Consider the following 14,771-nt stretch of genomic DNA (forward strand, 5'->3'; position numbering starts at 1 on the left):
TGGCTGCGCAACGTGTGGTGGTTGTTGCGCCCCTGCCTCACTCCGCGGGAACGGCGGGAGAGGCCCCGCGCGGGGCGGCGTTCCACAGTTCCGGCCGCAGCTCCTCCGGCCGGTCGGGGAAGAGCAGGGCGCAGCAGAGGGTGACGGCGCCAAAGACCGCAAGCACGATCATCGCGACATCGAGGTTGCCGAAGGCGTCATGCAGGGCGCCGACGGCCGGGGAGGCCGCGGCGGCACCGATGAAGCCGAGGAAGAAGCGGATCGAATAGAGCTTCACGCGGAGTTCGGGCGCGACATAGCGCGCCGTCATCGTCTCATTCACCGTGACCTGGCCGAAGATGGCGGCGGCGGCGAGGCCGGCGACCGGCAGCACGATCCAGCCATCGAGGAAGGAAAGGGCGAGGAGGGCGGGAACGAGGGCGGCCGCGAGCGGCAGGAAGACGCGCTTGAGGGTGGTGCGGTCGATCATGCGGCCGACGGTGAACTGGGTGAGGCCGCCGAACAGGGTGGCGGTGAAGGCGAGGACGCCGACCAGGGGCAGCAGCCCCGGGCTGTCCGCCATGCGCTCCTGCATCAGCTTCGGGATCAGTAGGGTGAAGGCGTTGAAGACGAAGCCCGCCGAGACCGCCATCAGCAGCAGGGAGATCACCGCCTGGCGCACGACCGGGCGCGGGATCTCGGGGAAGGGGCGGGCGTTCTTCGCGTGCTGGCGGGCGTCGTAATGCGGTTCGCGAAGCCACAGCACGCCGATGGCGAGGGCGATCAGGCCCGGCGCGATGAAGGCCCAGCGCCAGTTGCCCTGGGCCACCAGCACGGCGGTCAGCACCGGGGCGAAGGCGACGCCGAGATTGCCGAAGACGCCGTTATTGCCCATGGCGCGTCCGACGCGGTCGCCGGCGGCCTCCACCAGCATGGCCGTGCCGATTGGGTGGTAGATGGCGTTGAACAGCCCGGCGAGGGCCAGGACGGCCGCGAGGCCCCAGGGGCCGGAAACCAGCCCCGCCAGGACCAGCGAGCCGCCGACGCCGAGGAAGAAGGCCGCCATCAGCGCGCGGCGGCCGATCTTCTCGGCCAGCCAGCCCATGGGCAGGGAGCCGACGCCGTAAAGCACGAACATGCCGGTGCCGAGAGCGAGGACGGGCCCGTATTCGGTGCCGAAATTCGCCGCATCCGTCGCCACCATGGCGAGCACGGCGGTGGCGAGGATGAGCAGCACATAGTGGCAGACCACATGGGCGGCGTTGATGAACCAGATCTGCCGGGTGGCGGCGTCGGACGGCATTGGCGTTCTCCCTGCTTTCCAGATTAGCTTGGCCGGGAGGAGACGTCCGGCCAGATGCTGTCGAAATCCAGCCAAGCCCCCGCTTCGCGCCTTCCGTTGCCGCAGGACGCGGTGGACCGGCCGCTGGCGGCCTTCATGCGGGACTATGCCGATGGGGAAGCGACCGGGCGGCACAGCCATGCCCGGGCGCAGCTTCTCTATGCGTTGCGCGGGGTGATGCGGATCGCGACCGATGCGGCGAGCTTCGTGGTGCCGGCGGGTTGGGCGCTATGGGTGCCGGCGGGGGAGCCGCATGAGGTCTCGATCGTCGGGCAGGTGGGAATGCGGGCGCTGTTCCTGCGGGAGGATGCGGCACGGGCGGGGCCTGCCTGGGTGACAGTGCTGGGTACCTCGGCGCTGCTGCGGGAACTGATCCTGGCGGCTTGCGAGGAACCGCTGGAATGGGATGAGCACGGGCGCGGCGGGCATCTTGCGGCCCTGATGCTCGAGGAAATCCGCCGGGCGCCCTCCCTACCCTTCGGGGTGCCGGAACCGCGGGAGCCGCGGCTGGTGAAGCTGGCGGCGGCGCTGCGGGCGGACCCGGCCTGCCCGCTTTCGCTGGAGGAATGGGCGGCGCGGATCGGGGCCTCGCCGCGCAGCCTGTCGCGGCTGTTCCGGGCGGAGACGGGACTTTCCTTCGGGGCATGGCGGCAGGCGCTGCGGCTGGCGGAGGCGGCGGCGCTGCTGGCCCAGGGGGTGCCGCCGGCGCGGGCGGGGGCGGCGGTGGGATATGCGTCGGCGCCGGCCTTTGGGGCGGCGTTCCGGGGGGCATTCGGGGTGACGCCGGCGGGGGCGGCGCGGGTGGCCCCAGGAGGCGCTGCCTCCTGGACCTCCGCCGGGGTGGCGGCGGCCACCCCTGACCCTGCGTAGGATCCTCTGGGCGCAGGAGGACCTGTCGGTCGCCTGAGGTCCAAGACCTCAGGCGCGCTTCCAAACGATCGCGGGGTCCGGGGGCCGCGCTCGGCCCCCGGTGGGGTAGGGGGCGAAGCCCCCTGTTCAGCGCAGGAGCAGGTCCGCAGTCCAAAGAGCAGCCAACCCTACCGCCAGCCCAGGCAGCAGGCGCCGTCCCATGAGCATGAACGCGCCGACGCCGACTGCCGCACCGGCCAGCCGGGCGGCGATCGGCCAAGTTCCCGGCGAGATCAGGGCGAGGACGACCCAGGCGGAGAGGGCGGCCTCGCTGACCGCGGCGGCCCAGGCGATGGCCGGGTGGGAGGGCGGCAGGCGCCAAGCGAGGGCGAGGCCGGTGGCGCGCAGCAGCAGCATGGCCAGGGCGGCCGCGAGGAGAGAGGCCCAGCCATGGTCCATCAGCGGCGGCGCAGCAGGAAGGCGGCGGTGCCGCCGATGAGGGCGGCGCCGAGCAGGCCCCAGGCGGGGGGGATGCCGGCGGGCAGCAGCAGGGCGAGGGGGACGGCGGCTGCGCCGCCGAGCGAGGCGCGCCAGGGCCCGCCGCGGGACAGGCCGGCCGCGATCATCAGGGCGAAGTAGAGCACGTTCACCATGAGCAGCAGCCGCAGCACCGGGGCGGAGAGGGTGCCGGCGACGGCATAGCCGATGGCGGTGGTGAGCAGGCCGATGGTCCAGACCGTCAGGGCGAAGCCAAGGAACCAGCGGGCACGGTCGGGCTGCGGCATGCCGGGCAGGTTGCGCATGGCGGCGGCCCAGGGGGTGATGGCAACGAAGGGCACGCAATAGGGGGCGAGCGGGCCGCGGACGAGCGGGGCGAGGGCGGCGGCCATGGGCATGAAGCGGGCATTGGCCATGATGGCGCCCGCGACCGCCGCGGTGCCGGCGCCGGGCTGGGCGCCGAGCAGGACCATCTGGCCGGCCATGCCGTAGATGGCGGCCGATGAGGTGAGGCTCCAGCCGAGGCTGAAGCCGGCCTCGCGGGCCGCGACTCCGAAGGCGATGAAGGTCGCGGCCATGGCGATGGTGTGCGCGCCGAAGGCCTCGGTGGCGCCCAGGCGGGTGGCGGGGTGCATGGCGCGGAGAGTGCCATGGCCCGGCGGATGGGGCGACCCAGGGGACCGGCTTCCGCCCGGGGCTGTGCCCCGGGAACGTGGTGGTTCAGGCGGTGCTGCCGTCCCGCAGGGCGTCGTAGGCGGCACGGACTCGGTCGGCGCCATAGGTGCGCTCGAGCCGGCGGACGGTGAAATGGGCGTTGGCCACGCCGCGGAAGTGCTCGAGGAAGGCGAGGTTAATGGCGGCGCCGGCGGCGGCGCCGATGATGGGCACTGCCTGGGCGGAGAGCTTGAGGCCGACCGTGCCGGTGAAGCGTGCCGCGATGGCGCCGAGGAAGCCGGGCACCAGGCCGGAGACGAGGCTGGTGGCGGCGTTGGGCAGCATCTGCGCGAGGGCGATGCGGGCCGCGAAGTAGCCGGTCTCGGCGACGTCGTCCTCGGCGGTGGAGGGGCTGCCAATAGCGAAGACGGCCAGGCATTCGGCGGCGGTGCCGGGCACCTTCGGGTCCTCGCCCGCGGCGGCGGCCTCTGCGGCGATCTGGCGGAGGAGGATGGTTGTGGAGAGGGGCAGCTCCGCCAGCGTGCCGATCAGGCCTAGCGCCCCGCCGGCCGCGCCGCTGGCCATGGCGACGCCACGATGGAACCAGGCGACATCCATGCCGAAGGGAGTGCGGCGGGGTTCTGAGCCGACGGCGGTGTGCCAGGCCTTTTCCAGGGCGCGGCGGACAGCGCTGTCGAGCTGGTCACGGATGCGTTCGGGCAGGCGGCCCTTGAGGGCCTCGACCGGCGTACCGGCGATGGCGGCGAGGCGGGCGGCGAAGGAGGGGCCCTCGAGCGTGGCCACCGCCTTGGCCAACTCGGTCTGGGCGTCCTCGGGCAGGGTCAGCAGGGCAGGCAGGGTCGTGCTCATGGCGGATGAAATGGCGTGCGGGGGGCCGGGTTGCATCGGGTGCCAGGCTGCTGCCGGGGGATGGGGAGCCGGGGGTCGTTGATCCGGCAATCCGATAGTCCTATCCCGCCCCGCGATTGGTGAAGGGAATCCGGGCGGTGCTGACGCTGGCGGTGATGGGCGCGCTGGCCGTGCTGGGTGCGATCAGCTGGCGGATCTGGGTGGCATGGGCCGGGCGGCGCAAGGCGGTTGAGGCGCTGGTGGCGGAATGCCCGGCCTTCGACGACCGGCTGGAAGGGCGGGACACCACCATCCTGTTCTGCGGCACGGATGAGATGCTGGGCATCGCCTCCGGCCGCGCAACGCGGATGCTTCCCTATTCGATCATCCGGAAATGGCGGGCGGAGCCGGTCTACAACTCGGCCGACAAGCGAGTGGGCTGGAACTTCATCATCGAGACGGGTGATGTGGCGGAGCCAATCTGGACAGTGCGCATGCGCTCCGGGCCCGGGACCGCGTTGCCAAACCTCTGGATTGCGAAATTCAACGCACATCTGAACGGCTGAAGGGGCCACACGGAGCATGACGCGGGGGCGTGATCGCGGGCTTGTTATTGAATACGATTCGCATTAGCGGGAAAGGGCGGGGAAGAATCATTCTGTTCCCGGTCCAGCCGGATGATCTTCGTGGCCGCCAGCTCTTCCCTCCACCGTCATCCCGGTTGCCCTCCGTGGCATAGCCGGGCTGCCACAGCCGGCGCGGCCCCGTGACGCGCGGCCCCGCGGCGCGCAGCTCCGCGGTGCGCAGCTTGGACGCGATGCGGCTTCCGGCCTGGAAATCCGTCTGGTTCCAGATCCACTGGTTCCTCGGCATCACCGCCGGGATGGTGTTGATGGTGGTGGGCTTCACCGGCGGGATGCTGTCTTTCCAGGATGAGATCCTGCGCGCGCTGAACCCTGGGGTGCTGACCGTCCAGCCCCGGCCGGAGGCGCCGCTTGTACCGGCCGAGCTGGTCCGGCGAATCGAGTCGGCGACTGGGGGGCGCGTGGCGTCCCTGAACATCGCCGCCGCGCCAGAGCGGCCGGCGCGCGCGATGCTGGCGCCGCGGGTTGCGCCCCAGGGTACGTCCCAGGGTGCGCCACAGACTGCGCCACAGGCTGGCGGGCGGCCTCGGCGAGGCGAGATGCACCATGTCGATCCCTGGACCGGCGCGTTGCTCGGCACGCCCCAGGGGGAAGGATTCTTCCGGACGACGCGGGAGCTGCATCGCTGGCTGATGGCCGGGGCGGAGGGGCGGATCGTGGTCGGCGTTTCGACCATCGCGCTTGTCGTGCTGTCGTTAAGCGGGCTGTACCTGCGCTGGCCGCGGCGGCCGCTTCGCTGGCGGAACTGGTTCCATCTGGACCTGCGGTTGCGCGGGCGCAGCCTGTTCTGGCGGCTGCATTCGGTGATCGGCACCTGGGTGCTGCCGCTCTACCTGCTGGCGGGGCTGACGGGGCTGTACTGGTCCTTCGACTGGTACCGCTCGGCGCTCTACGCGATTTCAGGGGCGCCGCGGCCGGCGTCGATGGCGGGGGGGGGCCGGGCGCCAGGGGCGCCGAGGCTAGCGGGGCTCGCCAGGGCGGTGGCGCGCGGGGCGCCGGAGAACGCGCGGGTGGCTCGCGGCCGGCGCCGCTGGACCTGGACCTTGCTTGGCAGGCCTTCCTACGCGAGCGACCGGATTTCGGCACCGCCTCGCTGCGGCTTCCCGGGCCGGGGCAGCCGCTGCGGATCACCTATGTCGATGCGGGGCCGGCGCATGAGGATGCGCGCAACAGCATCGCCATCAACGCCGCCGGCGAGGTGGTGGAGCACCGGCGCTATGACGCGCTGCCGCTCGGGCAGCAGTTGATGGGCAGCATGCTGGCGCTGCATAGCGGGCGCTTCTTCGGGACCGCCGTCACCGTGCTGATGATGGTGGCAAGCCTGGTCATGCCGCTTTTCGGAATCACCGGGCTGCTGCTCTACATCGCGCGGCAGCGGGAGAAGAGCGCGGCGCGACGGCTGGCGCGGCGCGCGTCGGGCGGCCAGGATGCGGTGGATGCGCTGCTCATCGCCTATGCCAGCCAGGGCGGCACGGCGGAGCGCCTGGCCTGGCAGAGCGCCGAGGCGCTGCGCGGCACCGCGCGGCCGGTGCGGGTGGAGCCGCTGGCGAGCCTGGATGCGGCGCGGGTCGGCGCGGCGCGGCAGGCGCTGTTCGTGGTCAGCACCTTCGGGGAGGGGGAGCCGCCGGATGCGGCGCGGCGCTTCGCTCGCAAGGTGATGAGCGTGCCGGCCGTGCTGGACAGGCTGGAATACGGGTTGCTGTCGCTCGGCGACCGGCATTACCCGCAATATTGCGGCTTCGGGCGCGAGCTGGAGGATTGGCTGCGCGGCCAGGGGGCGACGCCGCTCTTTCAGGCGGTGGAGGCCGATCGGGCCGATGACGCGGCGCTGAATGCGTGGCGGCGCGGGCTGGAGGCGCTGGGCGGCGTGGCGGATCCGGCCGCGCTGGAAAGCCCGGCCTTCGGCAACTGGCGGCTGGCGCGGCGCGTGCTGCTGAATCCGGGCAGCGAGGGCGGGCCGGCCTTCCACCTGGAGTTGGAGCGGGCGGGCCCACCGGGCCAACCTGCCCCCAGCTGGGAGGCAGGGGATATTGCGGAGCTGCAGCCGCGCCATCGTGCGGCGGCCGTGGCGGCCTGGCTGGAAGCGGCCGGGCTCGACCGTGCCGACCAGCTGGAGGGCGCGCCGGGCGAGAGCCTGCCCGAGACGCTGGCACGCAGCGTGCTGCCGCCGCCGGAGAGGGTGGCCGCCATGGGTCTGGACGCTTTGGTGTCGGGGCTGCGGCAGCTGCCGCCGCGGGACTATTCCATTGCCTCCATCCCGGATGATGGGCGCATCCACCTGCTGGTTCGGCAGGTGCGGATGGCCGATGGCGGGCTGGGGCTCGGCTCCGGCTGGCTGACGACGCATCTGGCCGAGGGCGAGCCGGTGGCGCTGCGCGTGCGGAGCAACGGCGCATTTCACGGGCCGCCCGATGACCGGCCAATGATCCTGGTGGGCAACGGGACCGGCATGGCCGGGCTGCGGGCGCATCTGCGGCGGCGGGCGGCGCTGGGCCATGGGCGGAACTGGCTGGTCTTCGGCGAACGGAACCGCGACCGTGACTTCCACCATGGGGCGGAGGTCACGGCCTGGCAGGCGGCAGGGCTGCTTGAGCGGGTGGACCTCGCCTTTTCGCGGGACCAGGCGGAGCGGGTCTATGTGCAGCAGCGGCTGCGCGAGGCGGCCGGGACGCTGCGGGAGTGGGTGGCCGCTGGAGCCGCCATCTATGTCTGTGGCAGCCTGGATGGCATGGCGCCCGGTGTGGAGTCGGCCCTGACCGATATCCTCGGAACCACCGCGCTCGAGGCGCTGCGGGCGGAGGGGCGGTACCGGCGCGACGTATATTGAGGCGGGGCGCCAGTCGTCGCGCGGCAGACCATGGAAAAGGGCGGCGTGGCTTTCGCCGCGCCGCTCTTTCGTTGGTTTGCGCCTGGGTTTTGTTTGAACGCGGGGCCAAATCGAAGCGCTGGGGGCACATAATCTTTGGCAAAGAAGCCCAGCGGTCCAATGAGCTGCTCCCCGCCCATGCCCTGAGGCGCTAGCATGCCCGCGTAGCGCCGGGGCTCCGGCGCAGAGCGGGAGGGCACGCACATGCCGTCGGGAAACCGCCTCATCACCCTCGACGCCAGGCCGGAGCCGGTGCGGCTCGAGGCCGGCCGAGCCGCCGTTCTGGTCGTGGATATGCAAAACGACTTCGGCGCCCGCGGGGGCATGTTCGACCGCGCCGGCATCGACATCGCGCCCATCCAGCGCGCCGTCGAACCGACCGCCCGGGTGTTGGAGGCGGCGCGCGCGGCTGGCCTGCCGGTCGTCTACCTCGTCATGCAGTTCCGCCCCGACCTGTCCGACGCCGGCGCCCCGAACTCACCGAACCGCATCAAGCACGCCCCTCTGGCGCTCGGGTCCGAGACCCCTGCGCCGGACGGGCGCCCCGGGCGCGTCCTCGTCGAGGGCACCTGGAACACTGCGATCCTGCCGCGCCTCGCCCCGGCGAAGGGCGACCTCGTGGTCCCTAAGCACCGCTACAGCGGCTTCTTCGAAACCAACCTCGACTCCATCCTTCGCGCCCGGGACGTGCGCCACATCGTGGTGACGGGCTGCACGACCAGCGTGTGCGTGGAGTCCACGGTCCGGGACGCCATGTTCCGCGGCTACCACTGCGTGGTGCTGGAGGACTGTACCGGGGAGCCCATCGGGGCGGGCCTGCCACGGAGCAATCACGAGGCATCGCTGCTCAACATCCAGCTGCTCTTTGGCTGGGTGTCGGACTCCGGCCGTTTCGTCGAGGCGCTGGCATCGTAGCGCCGGCCTGGCCGAGCGCGCCCTGCCGGGTGGGAGAGACCACCGGCACCGGGTATGGCGCTTGTTCCCGCCAGCATGCAGGACCGGGACACGCTTTGGGCACTGGGGGCGGGGAAGGCGCGCTGGCCAAGCTTGCGCGAGGCGATCCACAATGGTGCCTTCGCCGCCGGCTGGTGCCGCAAGTGAGCGAACCTGCACGGCATGCACCATCGCGTGGTCCAGCGCGATCCCGCCCAGAATGGCTTTGCCGTGCTGAAGCGCCGCTGGGTGATGGAACACGCCTTCGCCTGGCTCGCGCACTGGGGCGGCCTGCTGCGCGACCGCGCCGGACGACTGGATGCCCCGGCCGCCCTCTCGGGCGTCGAAGCCTTAATCGATCCCATGCCGCTCCACAGTGCCGCAGAGTAGCGGCACTCAAGCAGGATCTTAGAGGATGAAGCGTGACAGGTCCGTGCTGGAGGCGAGCGGCGCCACCTTCTCGCGGACATAGGGCGCGTCCACCCGCACCGTCTCGCCGCGCCGGTCGGAGGCGGAGAAAGAGACCTCCTCCAGCAGCCGCTCCAGCACGGTGGAGAGGCGCCGCGCGCCGATATTCTCGACACGGTCGTTGATGTCCGCGGCCAGCTCGGCCACGGCATCGATCGCATCGGGCGCGAAGTCGAGCGTCACGCCTTCCGTGCCCATCAGCGCGGTGTATTGCGCGGTCAGCGCGTGCTCGGGCTCCGTCAGGATGCGGCGGAAGTCGTCGCGCGTCAGGGCGCTCAGCTCCACGCGGATGGGCAGGCGGCCCTGCAGCTCCGGCAGCAGGTCGGCGGGCTTGGCGAGGTGGAAGGCGCCGCTGGCGATGAAGAGGATGTGGTCGGTCTTCACCGGGCCGTGCTTGGTGTTGACCGTCGTGCCCTCGATCAGCGGCAGCAGGTCGCGCTGCACGCCTTCACGTGAAACATCGCCGCCACGGAAGCCACCCTCGCTGGTGCGGGCGCAGACCTTGTCGATCTCGTCGATGAAGACGATGCCGTTCTGCTCCGCGTGCTGCACGGCGTCGCGCGTCAGCTTCTCCTGGTCGAGCAGCTTGTCGGCCTCGTCGCGCTGGAGCGCGGCGCGGGCCTCGGCGACCGTCATCTTCCGCGCGCGGCTCCGCTGGCCAAACATCTTGCCCATCATCTCCTGGATGTTCTGGGCGCCGGGCGGCATGCCGGGGATGTCCATGGCGCCGATGGGCGTGGCCTGCTCGGCGACCTGAACCTCGATCTCCTTCGTCTCGAGGGAGCCTTCGCGCAGGAGCTTGCGGAACTTCATGCGCGTCTCGCCCGAAGCGCCCTCGCCGACCAGCGCGCTGACCAGGCGTTCCTCGGCGTTCAGCTCGGCCTTGGCCTGCACCTCGGCGCGGGCGGTGTCGCGCATCTGGACGATGGAGGATTCCACCAGGTCGCGGACGATGCTCTCCACGTCACGGCCGACATAACCGACCTCGGTGAACTTCGTGGCCTCCACCTTCAGGAAGGGAGCATTGGCAAGGCGGGCGAGGCGGCGGGCGATCTCGGTCTTGCCGCAGCCGGTGGGGCCGATCATCAGGATGTTCTTCGGCACCACCTCCTCGCGCATGCCGTCCGGCAGCTGCTGGCGGCGCCAGCGGTTGCGCAGCGCGATGGCGACGGCGCGCTTGGCGTCGTGCTGGCCGACGATATAGCGGTCCAGCTCCGAGACGATCTCGCGCGGCGAGAGGTTCACGGCTTCCGCGATGTTCAGGGACGGGGTGTTCATTCGGTGCATCCGGGCGCAGGGCGCGCCCTGTTCGGGGTGTTCAAGGCGTTAGGGGTTGCGGGGTTCGGCGGCTGTCAGGCGGGCTCGACCAGCCGGGCGAGCGGCGGATCCTGCCTTGCGCCGTTGAGCACAGAGTCGAGCAGGCCGGGGAAGCGCGCCTCCAGTTCCGCCCGCCGCAGCGAGACGACTCGGGCGGAGCCTTCGGCCCGCACCCGGACCACCCCGGCCTCCCGCAGGCGGGCGACATGATAGGTGAGGTTCGTCTTCGTGGCACAGTGCAGGAAGGAGGAGCAGCGCTTTTCGCCCTCCTCCGCGACCATGAGCACGATCGAGCGGCGGATCGGGTCCCGCAGCGCGTCCAGCACGGCGGAGAGGTCGATCTGCTCCGGCCCGGGGTGATGGAGCGCCTTTGACATGGCCAGGAGATAGGCAATCACCGCGGCGGGTCCAAGAGGCATGTTCAGGACCCCTTGAACTCCTTGACGTCCGCTGCGGTGCAGCATAGTTCAATGAATATTGAACTGACGAGGCCGTCATGCCGCGCATCCTGCTCTGGCTCACCCTGGGCACATTTGCCGTGGGGACGGGAACCTTCAGCATCGCGGGGCTGCTGCCCGTGATCGCGGCTGATCTGGGCGTCAGCGTGCCATCGGCCGGCTATCTCTCCATGACCTTCGCCCTGGCCTATGCGCTTGCCTCCCCGGTGCTGGCGGCGGCCCTGGCAGGGGTCGAGCGGCGGCGGATGCTGGTCCTGGCGATGGGCGTCTATGCAATCGCCTCCGCGGCCTGCGGGTTGGCGCCCGGCTATGGAGCGCTGATGGGGTTGCGGATCGTCGCGGCACTCGCGGCGGCGCTTTTCGTGCCGACGGCGGGGGCCTGCGCCATTGCGCTGGTGGAGCCGCATCACCGTGGCCGCGCCATGGCGATGGTGGTTGGCGGGATGACGCTGTCCACCGTGCTGGGTGCGCCGATCGGCACGCTGATCGGCGAGGAGTTCGGCTGGCGGGCGGCCTTCCTGCTCGTAGCCGGGCTGGGCGCGCTTTCGGCCGCGGGCAGCCTGGCCTTCATGCCGCGGCTCTCCGGGGCGAAGGCGGCGGGGGTGCTGGAGCGGCTGGCTGTCGTGGCACGCCCGGCAGTGGCGGTGCTGCTGGCGCAGACGGTCATGGTCTTCGCCGGGGCCTTCACCCTGTTCTCCTATCTCGGGCCCTTCGTGCAGGGGGCATTGGGGTTCGACGGAAGGGGGACGGCGCTGGCGCTGCTGCTGTCGGGATTGGGCGGCCTGCTCGGCGTCGTCCTCGGCGGATGGGCGGCGGACCGGCAGGACCCGCGGCGCTTCCTGATCCTGTCCAACGCAGTGCTCGCCCTTTCGCTCGCCGCCATCTCGGTGAGCGTGGAATGGCTGTCTCCGGCCGTGGCGGTGCCCTTCGTGCTGGGGCTGCTCGTGATCTGGGGTGCCTCGGGCTGGAGCTTCCCGGCGGTGCAGCAGGTGCGGCTGGTGGGGCTTTCGCCGGCCATGGCGCCGGTGCTGCTCTCCCTGAATGCCTCCGCCACCTATCTTGGCGCGTCGCTGGGGGCGTTGTTCGGCGGGGTGGCGATTGGGGGCGGGGCCCTGCGGGAGCTGGGGCTGGTGGCCGGGGGGATCGTGGCGGTGTCGGCTGCCATGGTCTGGGCCTCCGGGCGCGGGCGGCGCGGCGCGGGCGGGCCGCCGGCGGTGCCGGCTCGCCCGGCGCTCTCCCGGCAGGGCTGAAGCCGGGGCGTTTCACCAGGCATCGTTCCAGGGGCGGATAAGGCGCCGGGCGTCGGTAACGTACCCGCTGGTGCCGCGTTTACCTCGGTCGACTATCTCAGCCATGGAGGGAGAACGCAGTGGCAGCTCCGGAAGACGTGGATATCGCACGCGAAGGCCGCATTATCGTGTCGGGCCATCAGGTGGATGTCGGCGAGGCGTTGCGGACGCATGCGACGGAGCAGTTGACGCGGCTTTCGGCCAAGTACTTCAACGGTGCCGAGGACATCACCGCCACCTTCAGCCCGGGCGGCAAGGGCGCCGGCTTCGGCTGCAACGTGCGGGTGCATGCCGGGCGTGGCCTGTTCTTCGATGGCCATGGAGAGCATTCGCGCAACGCCTATACAGCCTTCGCCTCGGCGCTGGAGCATGTGGCGAAGCAGTTGAGGCGGCAGAAGCGGGCAATGCGCGAGGACAAGCCGGTGAACGCGACAAAGGCGGCGCTGCTGTAGCGGCAGCCGGGAGGGAGCCGGGAGAGGTGGTCTCCCGGCTCCTGCGTCAGGGTTCGGAAGCCCCGTTGTTCCGGGGGCATCCGGTCAAAGCGTTTCGACGATGAAGCGGCCGTTCGTGTAGACGCAGATATCGGCCGCGATGGTCATGGACCGCTTCGCGATCTCCTCGGCCGTCAGCCCGTCCACCGTCATCAGGGCGCGGGCGGCGGCGAGGGCGTAGTTCCCGCCCGAGCCGATGCCGATGATGCCGTCCTCCGGGTCGAGCACGTCGCCCTGGCCGGTGATGAGGAGGGAGCGGTCCTTGTCCGCGACCGCGAGGAGGGCTTCCAGGCGGCGCAGGTAGCGGTCCGTCCGCCAGTCCTTGGCGAGTTCGACGGCGGCGCGCTCGAGCTGGTCGGGAAAGCGTTCTAGCTTCGCCTCCAGGCGCTCGAGCAGAGTGAAGGCATCGGCCGTTGCGCCGGCGAAGCCGGTGATGACCTTGCCGCCGGCGATGCGGCGGACCTTCCGGGCGTTGTTCTTGACGACCGTCTGGCCCATGGAGACCTGGCCGTCGCCGGCCATGGCCACCTGGGTCTTTCCGTCCGGACCTGTCTTGCGGACGCAGAGGATGGTGGTGCCGTGCCAGCCGAGTGGATCGTGTTGTTGAGTATTCATGATGGGTGCCATGTGAGGCGCCCCATGTGGCGATCCGATCCGCCTGTTGCAATTGGCCGTCGCGGGGGCGGTTCCGCCGGGGCGGAGGGCGCCCCATCTGCCCATGGATACGGCAGGGCGGCTATGGCGTGACAGGAACAGCGTGACAGGTTCGGGCGGGGCATGAGCATGGGCGCGGTGAGCCTTTCCGCCACGGGGCCTTCGATGGTGGGGCCTTCGATGGCGGGGCGTTCCATGGCGGGACGTTCCACGGGAGGCACGCTGTCGCCGGCGGGTGACCTGCGGCCGCCGCCGCTGCGCCGGCCGGCTCCGCCTGGGCATGGGCCACAGAACGGGCGGCGACCAGGCTGGGTTCGGGGCTGGCGCGGCGTGGCGCTGGGCCTTTCGCTGCTGCTGCATCTGGCGATCGGTTGGTGGCTGATGTTCGGCTTCGAGCGACGGGCAGTGCAGGAGCCCTCGGCGGCGTCCTCGATGGAGGTCGTGTTCGAGGGCGGGACGGCGGAGAGCACGCCCGCGCCGCCGCCAAGCGGGGTGCCGGCGCCTCTGGAACCGCCCGAGCCGGCGGAGCTGCCGCAGCCGCCGGAGCCGATGCCGCGCATGGCAGAGCCGCCGGGTGGCGGGCCGCTCGGCGAGGCGCCGCCGGTCGCGCCGTCGGTCGCGCCGTCGGGCGCGCCGGGGCCGCTGCCGTTGCCGCCCGTCGCACCGCCGGTGGCCCAGGCGCCGGTTCCGGCCCCGCCTCCGCCGGCGTCGGTGGCGCCCATGCCACCGCTGGCGCGTGTGGTGCCGCTGCCGGTTCCGCTGCCAGCCCAGCCGGCGCCTTCCGACCTTTCCCTGCCGCCTCCCCCGCCGCCGGTGGAAGCCCAGAGCCAGACGGAGATGGCGGCGATGCCGCTGCCTCCCCCGCCAGCGCCGGAGCCCTCCCCGCCCGAGACAGTGACGGCGCGGCCGGTGCCGCCGACGCGGGCGCCGCAGCCGCGCGCGAGGGCTGCGGCGCCTGGTTTGCCCTTTGCGGGAGCGCTCGACCTCAGCCAAGGGCCGCCCATTTCGCTGGGGCGGCCGGCAGCGCCGCCGCGGCCTTCGGCGGCTGGGCCGCGGCGGGAGCGGGATGCAGATATTTCCACGGCGCCAGCCGCGGCGGACGCGCCGAATGCGCAGCTCCGCATTCGGGGGGCGAATCTTGGGGCCGACTGGCGCTCGGCCTTCATGGCCTGGCTGCGGCAGCATGGATATTACCCGCGCCAGGCGGCAGAGGCGGGGGAGGACGGCACGGCGATCGTGCGCTTCTCGGTGGACCGCAGCGGGCGGGTAAGCGCATTGCAGCTGATCGGACGGTCGGGCTCGATCTGGCTGGATGCCGGGGCGCAGGCGCTGCTGCGGGGGCGGAGCGTGCCACCCTTCCCGCCCGGCACGCGGGAGGACAGCGCTGAGATCGACCTGACGATCAACTATGTCCTGCGGCGGCGGTGAGGATCTGGAACGGCGGGACAGTAACCGATTGGTTACAAAATGGCTGTCATTC

General features: G+C 71.5%; 16 protein-coding genes and 1 pseudogene. 10 read left to right on the top strand and 7 right to left on the bottom strand.

Annotation, left to right across the window (positions count from 1 at the left end; all coding sequences use genetic code 11):
• Positions 1 to 37: 37 nt before the first annotated feature.
• Positions 38 to 1,282: an MFS transporter gene (locus GSE44_RS09450; RefSeq protein ID WP_159348549.1), complete on the bottom strand. Its 1,245-nt coding sequence runs from the start codon at positions 1,280 to 1,282 to the stop codon at positions 38 to 40.
• Positions 1,283 to 1,336: 54 nt separating this feature from the next.
• Here GSE44_RS09450 and GSE44_RS09455 point away from each other — a divergent pair, with 54 nt between their 5' ends.
• Positions 1,337 to 2,191 carry an AraC family transcriptional regulator gene (locus GSE44_RS09455; RefSeq protein WP_235924678.1) on the top strand — a complete coding sequence of 285 codons (855 nt, stop codon included), beginning with the start codon at positions 1,337 to 1,339 and terminating at the stop codon, positions 2,189 to 2,191.
• Positions 2,192 to 2,317: 126 nt separating this feature from the next.
• Here the strand turns inward: GSE44_RS09455 and GSE44_RS09460 are convergent, their stop codons facing one another.
• The 3 genes from GSE44_RS09460 to GSE44_RS09470 form a co-directional block, all read right to left on the bottom strand.
• Positions 2,318 to 2,629 (bottom strand): hypothetical protein, encoded by a 312-nt coding sequence (locus GSE44_RS09460; protein WP_159348550.1) that lies wholly within the window; start codon positions 2,627 to 2,629, stop codon positions 2,318 to 2,320.
• On the bottom strand, positions 2,629 to 3,303 hold the full coding sequence (locus tag GSE44_RS09465; RefSeq protein ID WP_159348551.1) for an AzlC family ABC transporter permease: 675 nt from the start codon (positions 3,301 to 3,303) through the stop codon (positions 2,629 to 2,631). The genes GSE44_RS09460 and GSE44_RS09465 overlap by 1 nt, the downstream gene beginning before the upstream one ends.
• A gap of 85 nt (positions 3,304 to 3,388) precedes the next feature.
• Complete coding sequence (locus GSE44_RS09470; protein WP_159348552.1) at positions 3,389 to 4,192, bottom strand: EcsC family protein; 804 nt, start codon at positions 4,190 to 4,192, stop codon at positions 3,389 to 3,391.
• Positions 4,193 to 4,329: 137 nt separating this feature from the next.
• Here GSE44_RS09470 and GSE44_RS09475 point away from each other — a divergent pair, with 137 nt between their 5' ends.
• The 6 genes and pseudogenes from GSE44_RS09475 to GSE44_RS09490 all read left to right on the top strand — a co-directional run bounded on the left by GSE44_RS09475 (position 4,330) and on the right by GSE44_RS09490 (position 9,004).
• Positions 4,330 to 4,737: a hypothetical protein gene (locus GSE44_RS09475; protein WP_159348553.1), complete on the top strand. Its 408-nt coding sequence runs from the start codon at positions 4,330 to 4,332 to the stop codon at positions 4,735 to 4,737.
• A 251-nt stretch (positions 4,738 to 4,988) separates the two neighbouring features.
• Positions 4,989 to 5,789: pseudogene (locus GSE44_RS26400) on the top strand (PepSY-associated TM helix domain-containing protein); the annotation flags it as partial.
• A 62-nt stretch (positions 5,790 to 5,851) separates the two neighbouring features.
• Positions 5,852 to 7,642, top strand: coding sequence for a sulfite reductase flavoprotein subunit alpha (locus GSE44_RS26405; RefSeq protein WP_328799065.1), 1,791 nt, complete (start codon positions 5,852 to 5,854; stop codon positions 7,640 to 7,642).
• 243 nt (positions 7,643 to 7,885) lie between these two features.
• Positions 7,886 to 8,596: a cysteine hydrolase family protein gene (locus GSE44_RS09485; RefSeq protein ID WP_159348554.1), complete on the top strand. Its 711-nt coding sequence runs from the start codon at positions 7,886 to 7,888 to the stop codon at positions 8,594 to 8,596.
• A 54-nt stretch (positions 8,597 to 8,650) separates the two neighbouring features.
• Positions 8,651 to 8,782, top strand: a complete 132-nt coding sequence (locus GSE44_RS26200; protein WP_268893636.1) for a hypothetical protein — start codon at positions 8,651 to 8,653, stop codon at positions 8,780 to 8,782.
• 15 nt (positions 8,783 to 8,797) lie between these two features.
• A complete protein-coding gene (locus GSE44_RS09490; RefSeq protein WP_159348555.1) occupies positions 8,798 to 9,004 on the top strand; it encodes a hypothetical protein in 207 nt (68 codons plus the stop codon).
• Between the two features lie 18 nt (positions 9,005 to 9,022).
• Here the strand turns inward: GSE44_RS09490 and hslU are convergent, their stop codons facing one another.
• Complete coding sequence (gene hslU, locus GSE44_RS09495) at positions 9,023 to 10,360, bottom strand: ATP-dependent protease ATPase subunit HslU (RefSeq protein WP_159348556.1); 1,338 nt, start codon at positions 10,358 to 10,360, stop codon at positions 9,023 to 9,025.
• A gap of 74 nt (positions 10,361 to 10,434) precedes the next feature.
• Complete coding sequence (locus tag GSE44_RS09500) at positions 10,435 to 10,818, bottom strand: ArsR/SmtB family transcription factor (RefSeq protein ID WP_201306000.1); 384 nt, start codon at positions 10,816 to 10,818, stop codon at positions 10,435 to 10,437.
• 77 nt (positions 10,819 to 10,895) lie between these two features.
• On the opposite strand from GSE44_RS09500, the gene GSE44_RS09505 reads away from it, so the two are divergent.
• Together GSE44_RS09505 and GSE44_RS09510 are read left to right on the top strand one after the other, a co-directional pair.
• Positions 10,896 to 12,107 carry an MFS transporter gene (locus GSE44_RS09505; RefSeq protein WP_159348557.1) on the top strand — a complete coding sequence of 404 codons (1,212 nt, stop codon included), beginning with the start codon at positions 10,896 to 10,898 and terminating at the stop codon, positions 12,105 to 12,107.
• Positions 12,108 to 12,226: 119 nt separating this feature from the next.
• Positions 12,227 to 12,598 (top strand): HPF/RaiA family ribosome-associated protein, encoded by a 372-nt coding sequence (locus GSE44_RS09510; protein ID WP_159348558.1) that lies wholly within the window; start codon positions 12,227 to 12,229, stop codon positions 12,596 to 12,598.
• An 84-nt stretch (positions 12,599 to 12,682) separates the two neighbouring features.
• Here the strand turns inward: GSE44_RS09510 and hslV are convergent, their stop codons facing one another.
• Positions 12,683 to 13,252, bottom strand: a complete 570-nt coding sequence (hslV, locus tag GSE44_RS09515) for an ATP-dependent protease subunit HslV (protein ID WP_235924679.1) — start codon at positions 13,250 to 13,252, stop codon at positions 12,683 to 12,685.
• 234 nt (positions 13,253 to 13,486) lie between these two features.
• Between hslV and GSE44_RS09520 the strand changes: the two genes are divergently transcribed.
• A complete protein-coding gene (locus tag GSE44_RS09520; RefSeq protein WP_159348559.1) occupies positions 13,487 to 14,719 on the top strand; it encodes an energy transducer TonB in 1,233 nt (410 codons plus the stop codon).
• Positions 14,720 to 14,771: the final 52 nt, after the last annotated feature.

The sequence above is a fragment of the Muricoccus harenae genome (assembly GCF_009848505.1).
GTDB classification, from domain to species: domain Bacteria; phylum Pseudomonadota; class Alphaproteobacteria; order Acetobacterales; family Acetobacteraceae; genus Roseomonas; species Roseomonas harenae.

What these genes read in the sequence shown, in the direction of transcription:
- GSE44_RS09455 (WP_235924678.1), top strand. Translation starts at nt 1,337, where the DNA reads ATGCTGTCGAAATCCAGCCAAGCCCCCGCTTCGCGCCTTCCGTTGCCG.
- GSE44_RS09485 (WP_159348554.1), top strand. Translation starts at nt 7,886, where the DNA reads ATGCCGTCGGGAAACCGCCTCATCACCCTCGACGCCAGGCCGGAGCCG.
- GSE44_RS09500 (WP_201306000.1), bottom strand. Translation starts at nt 10,818, where the DNA reads ATGCCTCTTGGACCCGCCGCGGTGATTGCCTATCTCCTGGCCATGTCA.
- hslV (WP_235924679.1), bottom strand. Translation starts at nt 13,252, where the DNA reads ATGAATACTCAACAACACGATCCACTCGGCTGGCACGGCACCACCATC.
- GSE44_RS26200 (WP_268893636.1), top strand. Translation starts at nt 8,651, where the DNA reads ATGGCGCTTGTTCCCGCCAGCATGCAGGACCGGGACACGCTTTGGGCA.
- GSE44_RS09520 (WP_159348559.1), top strand. Translation starts at nt 13,487, where the DNA reads ATGGCGGGACGTTCCACGGGAGGCACGCTGTCGCCGGCGGGTGACCTG.
- GSE44_RS09505 (WP_159348557.1), top strand. Translation starts at nt 10,896, where the DNA reads ATGCCGCGCATCCTGCTCTGGCTCACCCTGGGCACATTTGCCGTGGGG.
- hslU (WP_159348556.1), bottom strand. Translation starts at nt 10,360, where the DNA reads ATGAACACCCCGTCCCTGAACATCGCGGAAGCCGTGAACCTCTCGCCG.
- GSE44_RS09465 (WP_159348551.1), bottom strand. Translation starts at nt 3,303, where the DNA reads ATGCACCCCGCCACCCGCCTGGGCGCCACCGAGGCCTTCGGCGCGCAC.
- GSE44_RS09470 (WP_159348552.1), bottom strand. Translation starts at nt 4,192, where the DNA reads ATGAGCACGACCCTGCCTGCCCTGCTGACCCTGCCCGAGGACGCCCAG.
- GSE44_RS09450 (WP_159348549.1), bottom strand. Translation starts at nt 1,282, where the DNA reads ATGCCGTCCGACGCCGCCACCCGGCAGATCTGGTTCATCAACGCCGCC.
- GSE44_RS09460 (WP_159348550.1), bottom strand. Translation starts at nt 2,629, where the DNA reads ATGGACCATGGCTGGGCCTCTCTCCTCGCGGCCGCCCTGGCCATGCTG.
- GSE44_RS09490 (WP_159348555.1), top strand. Translation starts at nt 8,798, where the DNA reads ATGCACCATCGCGTGGTCCAGCGCGATCCCGCCCAGAATGGCTTTGCC.